At 70.0% G+C, this 9,617-nt stretch carries 11 protein-coding genes; 4 read left to right on the top strand and 7 right to left on the bottom strand.

Annotation, left to right across the window (positions count from 1 at the left end; translation table 11 throughout):
- The first annotated feature begins 3 nt into the window (after positions 1-3).
- Positions 4-1,629, top strand: a complete 1,626-nt coding sequence (gene lnt, locus D0D37_RS17130; protein ID WP_116201546.1) for an apolipoprotein N-acyltransferase — start codon at positions 4-6, stop codon at positions 1,627-1,629.
- Between the two features lie 23 nt (positions 1,630-1,652).
- On the top strand, positions 1,653-2,420 hold the full coding sequence (locus D0D37_RS17135) for a polyprenol monophosphomannose synthase (RefSeq protein ID WP_116201547.1): 768 nt from the start codon (positions 1,653-1,655) through the stop codon (positions 2,418-2,420).
- 7 nt (positions 2,421-2,427) lie between these two features.
- Here D0D37_RS17135 and D0D37_RS48635 read toward each other — a convergent pair whose 3' ends face one another.
- From D0D37_RS48635 to D0D37_RS17150, 3 genes are all read right to left on the bottom strand, one after another.
- Positions 2,428-3,510 (bottom strand): SRPBCC domain-containing protein, encoded by a 1,083-nt coding sequence (locus D0D37_RS48635; protein ID WP_116201548.1) that lies wholly within the window; start codon positions 3,508-3,510, stop codon positions 2,428-2,430.
- Positions 3,507-3,851, bottom strand: coding sequence for an ArsR/SmtB family transcription factor (locus D0D37_RS17145; protein ID WP_116201549.1), 345 nt, complete (start codon positions 3,849-3,851; stop codon positions 3,507-3,509). The genes D0D37_RS48635 and D0D37_RS17145 overlap by 4 nt, the downstream gene beginning before the upstream one ends.
- An 80-nt stretch (positions 3,852-3,931) precedes the next feature.
- Entirely contained in the window at positions 3,932-4,411 is a 480-nt protein-coding gene (locus D0D37_RS17150; protein WP_116201550.1) for a winged helix-turn-helix transcriptional regulator, read from the bottom strand.
- Positions 4,412-4,460: 49 nt separating this feature from the next.
- Here D0D37_RS17150 and D0D37_RS17155 point away from each other — a divergent pair, with 49 nt between their 5' ends.
- Positions 4,461-5,633, top strand: a complete 1,173-nt coding sequence (locus tag D0D37_RS17155) for an MFS transporter (RefSeq protein WP_116201551.1) — start codon at positions 4,461-4,463, stop codon at positions 5,631-5,633.
- Positions 5,634-5,663: 30 nt separating this feature from the next.
- On the opposite strand, the gene D0D37_RS17160 is transcribed toward D0D37_RS17155, so the two are convergent.
- The 4 genes from D0D37_RS17160 to D0D37_RS17175 all read right to left on the bottom strand — a co-directional run bounded on the left by D0D37_RS17160 (position 5,664) and on the right by D0D37_RS17175 (position 8,979).
- On the bottom strand, positions 5,664-5,978 hold the full coding sequence (locus D0D37_RS17160; protein ID WP_244223545.1) for a LysR substrate-binding domain-containing protein: 315 nt from the start codon (positions 5,976-5,978) through the stop codon (positions 5,664-5,666).
- Positions 5,979-6,220: 242 nt separating this feature from the next.
- Complete coding sequence (locus tag D0D37_RS17165) at positions 6,221-6,568, bottom strand: RNA polymerase-binding protein RbpA (RefSeq protein WP_009078445.1); 348 nt, start codon at positions 6,566-6,568, stop codon at positions 6,221-6,223.
- 226 nt (positions 6,569-6,794) lie between these two features.
- Complete coding sequence (locus D0D37_RS17170; RefSeq protein ID WP_116201552.1) at positions 6,795-7,556, bottom strand: thymidine kinase; 762 nt, start codon at positions 7,554-7,556, stop codon at positions 6,795-6,797.
- Between the two features lie 22 nt (positions 7,557-7,578).
- Entirely contained in the window at positions 7,579-8,979 is a 1,401-nt protein-coding gene (locus tag D0D37_RS17175; RefSeq protein ID WP_116201553.1) for an MFS transporter, read from the bottom strand.
- A gap of 250 nt (positions 8,980-9,229) precedes the next feature.
- On the opposite strand from D0D37_RS17175, the gene D0D37_RS17180 reads away from it, so the two are divergent.
- The coding region (locus D0D37_RS17180; RefSeq protein WP_208720001.1) for a transglycosylase family protein at positions 9,230-9,617 on the top strand (388 nt) is incomplete at its 3' end.

Below are 9,617 nucleotides of genomic sequence, written 5' to 3' on the forward strand. Positions count from 1 at the left end.
GGTGTGGCAGTGAGCGTGGCGGACGCCGATTCGGGCGTTCCGCACAAGACCAAGCGAAAGCGGGCGTGGAAGCCCTGGCTCGCGCGCGTCCTGGCGACGGCGGCGACGGGCTACGGCTACTACCTCAGCTTCGCGCCGCGCCCGCTGTGGTGGCTGGCCCCGATCGCGTTCGCCGCGTTCGCGCTGGTCCTTCGTGGACGGTCGTTCCGCGGCGCGTTCGGGTACGGCTTCGTGTTCGGCATGGCGTTCTTCGTGCCGCTGCTGGTGTGGCTGCAGGACTTCCTCGGCCGCGACTTCGGGCCGCTGCCGTGGCTGGCGCTGTCCTTCGCGCTGTCGCTCTACTTCGGACTCGCCGGCTGGCTGATCCGGGTCGTGGCGCGGCTGCCGCTGGCGCCGCTCTGGGGCGCTCTGGTGTTCATCGCGCTCGAGACGCCGCGCACGTGGTTCCCGCTCGGCGGGTTCCCGTGGGGCCGCGTCGCGTTCAGCCAACCCGAGGGCGCGTTCCTGTCGCTGGCGTCGGTCGGCGGCGCGCCGCTGGTCGGTTTCGCGGTCGTGCTCACCGGTTTCGGCCTCGCAGCCGTAGTAAGCAGGCTGTGGCGCACGCGCACAGCCTGGGACCGCGCACTGGTGTGGCCTGCCGTGTTCACGGTCCTTCCGGCCGCGGCCGGGCTCGCAGTGTGGCCGACGATCGGCACCGAGGCGCAGAACGGTTCGCTCACCGTCGCCTCTGTGCAGGGCAACGCGCCGGACATCGGCCTGGCCTTGCAGGGACAGCGCGGAGTGCTGCGCGCCAACGCCCTCGCCGAGAGTTCCCGCCTGCTGCAGAAGGTCCAATCAGGACAGGCACCGAAGCCGGATCTGCTGCTGTGGCCGGAAACCTCGACCCCGCTCGACGGCGACGACCCGGGCGTCGACCAGATGCTGTCGGCCTTCGGGACCCCCGGCATCATCGGTGCGCTCGTGCGCACGCCGGACGGTGCCGCGGAGAACTCCGCCGTCGTCTGGGATCCGAACACCGGACCGGGTCAGCGTTACGTGAAGCAGGATCTGGTGCCGTTCGGCGAGTATGTGCCCGCCCGTGCCGTCGCGCGGCTGGTGACGCCGTTCATCGACGACACTCGCGACATGCGTCCCGGCGACGGCTCCAACGCCGCGCTGTCGGTCGCGGGAGCCAAGATCGGCGTGTTCATCTGCTACGAATCGGCGTTCGACGGCCCCGCCCGCGACGCGACGAACGCGGGCGGCGAACTGCTCGTCGTGCCGACGAACAACGCGTGGTACGGGCCGGGGGAGATGAGCTACCAGCAGCTGGCGATGGCGCGGCTGCGCGCGGTCGAACACGGGCGCGCGGTCGTGGTGTCGGCGGTGTCCGGGGTGAGCGCGTTCGTCGCCCCCGACGGGACGATCACCAGCTCCACCGGGCTTTTCACGGCGGATGCCCTGGTCGGGCGCGTGCCGCTGCGCACGCAGACTACGCTGTCGGATCGAATCGGTGCGTGGACGGAGTACGGACTGCTGGCGTTGGCGATCGCGGGTGTCGCCGGCGGGTTCGTGCTCCGTTTTCGCACCCGGCGCGGTACCGGCAAGACAGTGACAACGGGGACCACAGCAGGGGAAGCGGCGGGCTGACTCGCCGGATGCGGAGGAGACGGATGGCGCAGGCGCCGCGGGGGGCCGAAACGATCGAACCGGTGCTGGTGGTGATCCCGACCTACAACGAGCGGGAGAACCTCGGCCCGGTGCTGGACCGGCTCCACAAGGCACTCCCGGACGTCGACGTGCTCGTCGTCGACGACGGCAGCCCGGACGGCACCGGCGAGCTGGCCGACGAGCGCGCGGCCGGGGACAAGCGGGTGCATGTGCTGCACCGCACCGCGAAGGAAGGCCTCGGCAAGGCTTACATCGCCGGGTTCCATTGGGGGATGGAGCGCGGCTACGCGACGTTCGTGGAGATGGACGCCGACGGTTCGCACGCGCCGGAGGACCTGCCGCGGCTGCTGGACGCGGTCGGCGACGCGGACCTGTCGATCGGGTCCCGGTACGTGCCGGGCGGAAGCACGGTGAACTGGCCGCTGCGCCGGACGCTGCTCTCGCGCGGGGCGAACCTGTACTCGCGGATCGCGCTGGGGATCAAGGTGGCGGACATGACCGCCGGGTTCCGCGCGTACCGCCGTCCGGTGCTGGAGAAGCTGGCGCTGAACGAGGTCGCCTCGCACGGCTACTGCTTCCAGATCGACCTCACGCGCCGCACCGCGGACGCCGGGTTCGACATCGTCGAGGTGCCGATCACCTTCACCGACCGGGAGATCGGCGTGTCGAAGATGAGCGGCGGCATCATGTCCGAGGCGTTCTTCCGGGTCGCGGAGTGGGGCGTGCAGCGCCGCCTGGCCCAGCTGAAGAAGCTGCTGGGCCGAGGCTGAAAGGCCGCTAGTTCAGGACGCGGTAGGTGAGGTGTTCGGCGCCCGGCGTCGACACCGCACCTAGCGCTTCCAGGCGCAGCGGTCCGGGATTTCCCTTGGGGAACAACGGGGTTCCGTCGCCGAGGACGATCGGCGCGAGGTGGATCCGCAGCACGTCCGCCAAACCGGCGTGCAGGACCTGCGACGCGATCGACCCGCCGCCGCCCACGGTGACGTCCTTTCCGGCCGCGGCCGCGCGAGCCTGCTCGACCGCGCTCTCGAGGCCGTCGGTGACGAACCGGAACCGCTCGCCCAGCCGCACATTTTCGGGCCGGGCGTGGGTGACGACGAACACCGGCGGCGCGGGGATCCGGTCCTCGCCCTCGCCGTAGCCGTCCTCGTCGGCCCAGCCGTTCGGGCCGTCCACGACGTCGAACATGGCGCGGCCCATGACCACCGCTCCGGTGTCGGTGAACGACCGGTGCAGTATTTCCGAGTCGCGCGGCGTCGGGTCGGACACCCACGCGTGCAGCGGTTCTCCGCCGATCCCGAGTCCGTGCTCGGGACCGGCTCCCGGGGCGGTGACGTAGCCGTCGAGCGACATCGAGATGTCCACGACCACCCGGGTCGCTCCCGGCCGGTCCGCGTCGCGCGCGAGTTCGTCGAGCCGGTCCATCGAATCGCGGATCCCGCGTTCCATCCCGCTCGCGACCATGGCGTCGCGCGCCTCGACGCTCGGGAAGACCGATCGGGTCCGCAGCCGCGTCCGGCCGCCGAGGTCTTCGAAGACGAGCGTTTCCAGGCTGACGTTGCCCGGCGCGCCCTCGTATTCGAAGGTCTGGACTATCCGCTCGGCTCTCTCCACCGCGTGGAAGACGCCGTGGAACACGTGCTCGCTGCCGTCGACGGCGCGATGCACGTAGCGGTACGCCCCGCCGGAGTGCGCGTCGTACTCCACGATGCGCATCTCGACGTCGCGCGGACCGAGCCAGCGGGTGACCAGGTCGGGGTCGGTGCAGGCGCGGAACAGCTGGGCGGGCGTCGCGTCGAACTCGCGGACGACCTCGATGAACGGGCTGCCGGGCTGGGCGGTGACGGTGGTCGGGTTCATGTGCCTTGCTCCTTGGTCTCTTCGAGAACGCTGTCGAGGCGGCGGAACTCGCGTTCGCGGGTCAGCCGGTAGGCGTCGATCCAGCTGGTCAGTTCTTCGAGGGCGGCGGCGTTGAGGTGGCACGGGCGGCGCTGGCCGTCGCGGCTGCGCGTGATGAGCCCGGCCGCCTCCAACACCTGGACGTGCCGCGACACGGCCTGCTTCGTCACCGGAAACGGCTCGGCCAGCTCGTTCACCGTCGCCTCGCCGCGCGACAGCCGGGCGATCAGCGCCCGCCGGATCGGGTCGCCCAGCGCGGTGAACGCCCGGTCCAGCCGGTCCTCGCGTTCGTCAACGGTCATCTTTATCAACCGATCTCTTTATCAAGCAGTACGTTGACACTAGATCGGTGGCGTCCGGAGGGCAAGGGGCGGAGCGGGATTCAGCGGACCTTGCGCACCGAGGTCGTCTCGACATCGGCTGCCGCGCCGCTCGCGGCGACCGGCTTGAGCGGCGGGATCGGCTGCCCGGCCTCGTCGACCAGCACGGAGTGGTCTTCGCCGGGGGAGAAGGCGTGCCGTTCGCCCCACTGCCGGAGCGCGACGACGACGGTGAACAGATCGCGCCCGGCCGAGGTCAGCGAGTAGACCTGCCGTTTGCCGGACTCCGCGGTCTGCCGGTCGAGGACGCCGCGTTCGACCAGGCGGCGCAGCCGGTCGGTGAGGATGTTGCGGGCGATGCCGGTGCGCTGCTGGAAGTCGGTGAACGCGCGCGCGCCGTCCATCGCGTCGCGCACGATCAGCAGGCTCCACCGGTCGCCGACGAGGTCCAGGGTGCGGGCCACCGGACACGACGGGTCGGTCCAGGCCGGGTTCTCGCCCACGATCGCACGCCTCCTTGATGAGTTGCTCTTTGAAACCATTCTGCCGTACGGTGCGATCAGTTGCAATTCGCTACTGATTGGGGGAGCCATGGGCCTCACCACGGGCCGCCGGACGGTGTTCGCCGCGGTGTGCGCGGTCGCCGTCGCGAGCATTTACGCCGCTCAGCCGGTTCTGGCGCAGATCGGCCAGGACCTGGGCGTGCCGGACGCCGGACTGGGCTGGATCGTCGCCGCCGGACAGCTCGGCTACCTGGCCGGACTCGCCGTGCTGGTCCCGCTCGGCGATCTGGTCGACCGGCGCAAGCTCATCGCCGGGCACCTGCTGCTGACCGCCGTCGGCGCGGTACTCGCCGCAGCCGCCGGCCAAACCTGGCTGCTGCTGACGGGATTGGTGCTCGCGGGCCTGTTCGCGGTCGTCGTGCAGACGACAGTCGCCTACGCCGCCGCACTGTCCACGCCCGAGGAACGCGGCCGCACGCTCGGCGTCGTGACCTCCGGCGTCGTCATCGGCATTCTCGGCGCACGCGTCGCCGCCGGTGCGCTGGCGGAATTGTGGGGTTGGCGCAGCGTCTATGCCGCGCTCGCGGTGCTGCTGGTGGCGCTCGCCGGTCTCGTGCTGAAGACCATGCCGCCGGATCCGCGCCGCGACGGCACCACCTACCGGGAGGTGCTGACTTCTCTCGGCGGCCTGTTCCGCGAGCCGTTGTTCCTCTCGCGGGGGTTGATCGCCTTCTTCCTGTTCGCCTCGTTCGGCGCGCTGTGGAGCGGTCTGTCGCTGCCGCTCGCGACAGCTCCGTGGAACCTGAGCACCGCGGAGATCGGCCTGTTCGGATTGGTCGGCTTGGCAGGCGCGCTGGGCGCCGCCCGTGCGGGACGTTGGGCCGACGGGGGACGCGCGAGCCTCGTCACAGGCGGAGCGCTGGTCCTGCTGGCGGTGTCGTGGCTGGCGGTCGGGCAGCCGTCGCTGTGGCTGCTGGGCCTGGGAGTGCTGGTGCTCGATTTCGCCGTGCAGGCGGTGCATGTCAGCAATCAGCATCTGCTGACCGCGGCGCATCCGGACCGCACCAGCAGCGTCATCGGCGGCTACATGATCTTCTACTCGCTCGGCTCCGCCCTGGGCGCGGCCACGACGACTACTGCGTTCGCGGCGGCGGGCTGGACCGGTTCCAGCGTCCTGGGCGCGGCGTTCGCCGGGTGCGCGTTCGCGGTGTGGGCCTTGGCTAGGGCCGGTGCTCGGCGGCTGTCGCTGCGAACGCCTTGACCAGCGCGGTTTCCCCGGCACCGCGCCACATCAGTCCCACTGGGCGGGCGGGGTGTCGCGGAACGGCACGAAAGCGATGCCCGGCCGCGCGAAGTACTCCTCGGCGTGCGCGGCGAGCGGGCAGATTCCTTCGCCCGCGCCGATGACCAGCAGAAGTTCCTGGAAGGTGCGATAGGTGCGCCCGCGGGTGATCGGGACACCCGCGGGCGTCGTCCACGGTTCGGGCGGCTCCCGCCAGTAGGCGGGCGGCGGGTGCGCGGCGCGCAGGACCGTGTCGCGGCCGAGGTCTTCCAAGGTAACGAACTCCCGGCGGGCGAACGGATGCCCGGACGCGACCGCGAGCACTCACTTGGCCGCTTCCGCGCGTCCGTGAGGGGAACCCTGAGGGACTCAGAGTCCCTCAGGGTTCCCCTCACGGACAGCAAACCCTGTGCCGGCGTCGCCAACCCCACGACCAGGACAAGCACGCGTCGAACCGCACCCACAGCGCCGCTTTAAGTCCCTGGCATTGCGCGGAACGGCCCCCGCGGGGGGAGGTCGCGGGGGCCGTTCCTGTTCGGTGGTGGGAGCCAGCTACTGGCCGAGGCTCAAGCGGACCGGCTGGTCCGGCGTCCCTTGAGCTCGGCGAGACGTTCGTTCAGCAGGTCCTCGAGCTCGGGGATGGAGCGGCGCTCCAGCAGCATGTCCCAGTGGGTCCTGGGGGGCTTGACCTTTTTTTGCTCGGGCTGCCCGCCGTCGACGATCTCGGATTCGCTGCCGTGCAGGCGGCACTCCCACACCGTCGGGATCTCGGCGTCGTCGGAGAACGGCACCTCGAACTCGTGGTTCTTGGGGCAGGAGTAGCGCACGGTACGGCGCGGAGCGAGGTCGTGATTGCGGTCGGTCTCGTAGCTGACCGCTCCCAGCCGGCTTCCACGGAGAACACGGTCGGCCATAGTGGGATTCCTTTCAGTCAGCTCCGGGTGGAGCCAGGGTGATGCTCACCCTATGCAACGAACGAGGCATCCGGGGGATTCCCGGCACGCCATGTCGCTGCTCACGATGAGCTGCGTCACCCGTGGTCTTCAGCTTCCTCCAGAGGGAGTCCTTTCGCCCTCTGACGTGACGCGGATACCGCCTTCTTAGTGCGGATATCCCCCAGTCGGGCTAGTTAGGTTAGCGTTAGGACAACCGTAACTGACCGTACTGGGCGACAGCGGGTCCCAGATCCCCCGAGCGGAAGTGGCGACGGCACAGTACCTGATAACGGACCGTGACCGTTTCGGCATCAGACCGTGCTGAAGCTGAAGGTTCAACTACGGAGTGTTCGGTATCTGCCACCACAACGGTGTCTCCGTCACGGAGAATCACGTCGTCCCGGACCCGCGCGTTGAACCGGCCGGGCAGCCCGCACCAGCAGAGCACCTCGACCTGGACCGGCTGCAGTTCGTCGGCGAGTTCGAACAGCCGGGCGGCCCCGGGGAACAGCCGGCTGCGGAAGTCGGTCGCGATGCCGAAGCAGTACCCGTCGATGCCCGCCTCGTCGGCGAGTTCGGCCAGCTGGTCGACCTGTGCGGGGGAGAGGAACTGCGCCTCGTCCACGATCACGTAATCGACGTGCTGCCCGCGCGCCCACTGCTCGCGCACCAGGTCCCGGATGTCGGTGCCGGTCGCGACCTCGGTCGCCCGCCGCGCGATGCCGATCCGGCTGGTGATCTGCGGCGCGCCGGACCGGTCGTGGCGGACCAGCACGAGGCCGCGGCGGCCCTGGCGCGCGTGGTTGTGGTCGATCTGCAGCGCGAGCGTCGACTTCCCGCAGTCCATCGGTCCGTAGCAGAACTTCAGCCGTCCCCGCGGGGGACCGTTGCGCCGGGCCCCGGCGGGCGGGGCCGCGGAAAGCGCGTCGGTGGGGTCCTCGAGAACAACGTCGTCTGCAGCGGTCACGACGACCGACCCTATCTGGGCCTCACAGCACCTCCGGCGGACGGTTGCCGGCGGCCGCGATCGCGCGCCGCACCGGCACCAGCGCGACGAAGACGAACCCGAGCACGAAGAACACCACGAGCGCGATGATCGCCAGCCGGAACGACCCGGTCGCCTGCCCGACGCCGGCGAACACCAGCGGCCCCAGCCACGACGTGCCCTTCTCGCCCACGACGTAGAGCGAGTAGTACTGCGCGTCCTTCCCGGCCGGGATCATCTGGCTGAACAACGACCTGGCCAGCGCGTTCGTCCCGCCCAGCACCAGCCCGATGCCGATCGCCACCGCGAAGAACTGCAACGGCTGCCGCGGCTGCACGAAGTACGCCCCGCCGAGCACCACAACCCAGAGCACGAGACTGACCAGGATCGTCCGCTTCGCGCCGAGGCGTCGCGCGAGCAGACCGTGCAGGACGCCGCCCGCGTAGGCGAGGAACTGGATCACCAGCACCGTGATGATCAACACTTCGTCGGAGAACCGCAGCTCGTCCTTCCCGTATTGCGCCGAGACCGTGACGACGGTGTTGATTCCGTCCGCGAAGAGCAGGTAACTGCCGAGGAAGGCGAGCGTGAGCGGATACGCCTTCGCCTCGCCGAGCGTCTGGCGCAGTTCGCGGAACCCCGACCGCAGCACCGAAACCCCGCGTTCGGCCGCGGCCGGCACGTGGACGCGGGGGAGTCGCCGCAGCGTCGGGACAGTGAAGACGGCCCACCAGATCCCCGAGGTGAGGAAGCAGATCCGCACCGCCAGGCCGGTGTCGATGCCGAGGGACTCGCGGCTGAGGTAGAAGGCGAGCTGCAGCGCGAGCGCGAGCCCGCCGCCGAGATAGCCGAACGCCCAGCCCTTGGCCGAAACGTCGTCGCGCTCGTCCGGCGTCGCGATGTCCACCAGGAACGAGTAGTAGACGACCAGCGAACCGCCGTAGCCGATGTTCGCGACGATGAACAGCGCCGCGCCCAGCTGCCAGTCCGAACCGGCCATGAAGAACATCAGCGCCGACGCCACCGCGCCCAGCACCGCGAACCCGCCGAGGATCTTGCGCTTGTTGCGGCTTCGGTCGGCCACCGCGCCCGCGATAGGCAGCACCAGAACCTGCACCACGGTCGCCACCGACAGCAGGTAGCCCCACAGCGAACCGGCCGGGAAGTGGAGGCCGAACAGCGACACGTCGCAGTGGTTCAGCTTGTCGTCCGCTCCGGACGCGTTGAGACAAGCCCTGTCCCCGTTAAGGGTGATGTTCTGCTTCGCGTCCGCGGCCGCGACAGTGCTCATATACAGCGCGCCGAACACCGTCGTGACCGACGAATAGAACGGCGAGTTGGCCCAGTCGTAGAAGTACCAGCCCCACCGTTCCCGCTTGCTGTCCCGGGTCTCGGCCAGCGTCATCCACGGCTCCTCGTTCGGTCATGAATCTCCAGGTCGCGCCGGACATTACTGGCGCGGGCCCGCCCGGTACCGCCGAAGGGGGCAAACCGTGTCCGGTTCGTCGCTTCCGGTTTCCGCCACGCCGCGCGCCGGAACCCGCGACACGCCGCGCCGGGCGTGTCGCTGCCGGGATATCCGGGCGTGTCATGTGAGACTGCTGAGCGTGGTGTGACTCTTGTGGTCGATGGGTCGCGTGCTTAGTGTGCGTGGCATGACCAACCGCGTTCGCACTGCCAGACGGGCCGCCGCCAGAGCCTTGCTGCTCGTGGTCGCCGTCCTCGGCATGGAACTCGTCGTCACCGGAGCCGCCTCCGCGGACCCCGCCTCGGACACCTGGGCCAAGCTCCGCATGTGCGAGTCGAGCGGCCGCTACTCGATCAACACCGGCAACGGCTACTTCGGCGCCTACCAGTTCGACCTCCCCACCTGGCGCAGCGTCGGCGGCCAGGGCCGCCCCGACCAGGCCGCCCCCCGCGAGCAGGACTACCGCGCGCTGTACCTGTACCGGATGCGCGGCTGGCAGCCCTGGGAATGCGGCGGCATGCTCGGCCTGTCCAACGACGGCGACGCCCGCAGCAAGCGCGTCCCATCCTGGGAAG

The sequence above is a fragment of the Amycolatopsis circi genome (assembly GCF_003385235.1).
In the GTDB taxonomy this organism is placed as follows: domain Bacteria; phylum Actinomycetota; class Actinomycetes; order Mycobacteriales; family Pseudonocardiaceae; genus Amycolatopsis; species Amycolatopsis circi.

Coding starts and splice junctions, on each gene's coding strand:
- D0D37_RS17150 (WP_116201550.1), bottom strand. CDS start 4,411: ATGGTTTCAAAGAGCAACTCATCAAGGAGGCGTGCGATCGTGGGCGAG.
- D0D37_RS17155 (WP_116201551.1), top strand. CDS start 4,461: ATGGGCCTCACCACGGGCCGCCGGACGGTGTTCGCCGCGGTGTGCGCG.
- D0D37_RS17175 (WP_116201553.1), bottom strand. CDS start 8,979: ATGACGCTGGCCGAGACCCGGGACAGCAAGCGGGAACGGTGGGGCTGG.
- D0D37_RS17165 (WP_009078445.1), bottom strand. CDS start 6,568: ATGGCCGACCGTGTTCTCCGTGGAAGCCGGCTGGGAGCGGTCAGCTAC.
- D0D37_RS17145 (WP_116201549.1), bottom strand. CDS start 3,851: ATGACCGTTGACGAACGCGAGGACCGGCTGGACCGGGCGTTCACCGCG.
- D0D37_RS48635 (WP_116201548.1), bottom strand. CDS start 3,510: ATGAACCCGACCACCGTCACCGCCCAGCCCGGCAGCCCGTTCATCGAG.
- D0D37_RS17135 (WP_116201547.1), top strand. CDS start 1,653: ATGGCGCAGGCGCCGCGGGGGGCCGAAACGATCGAACCGGTGCTGGTG.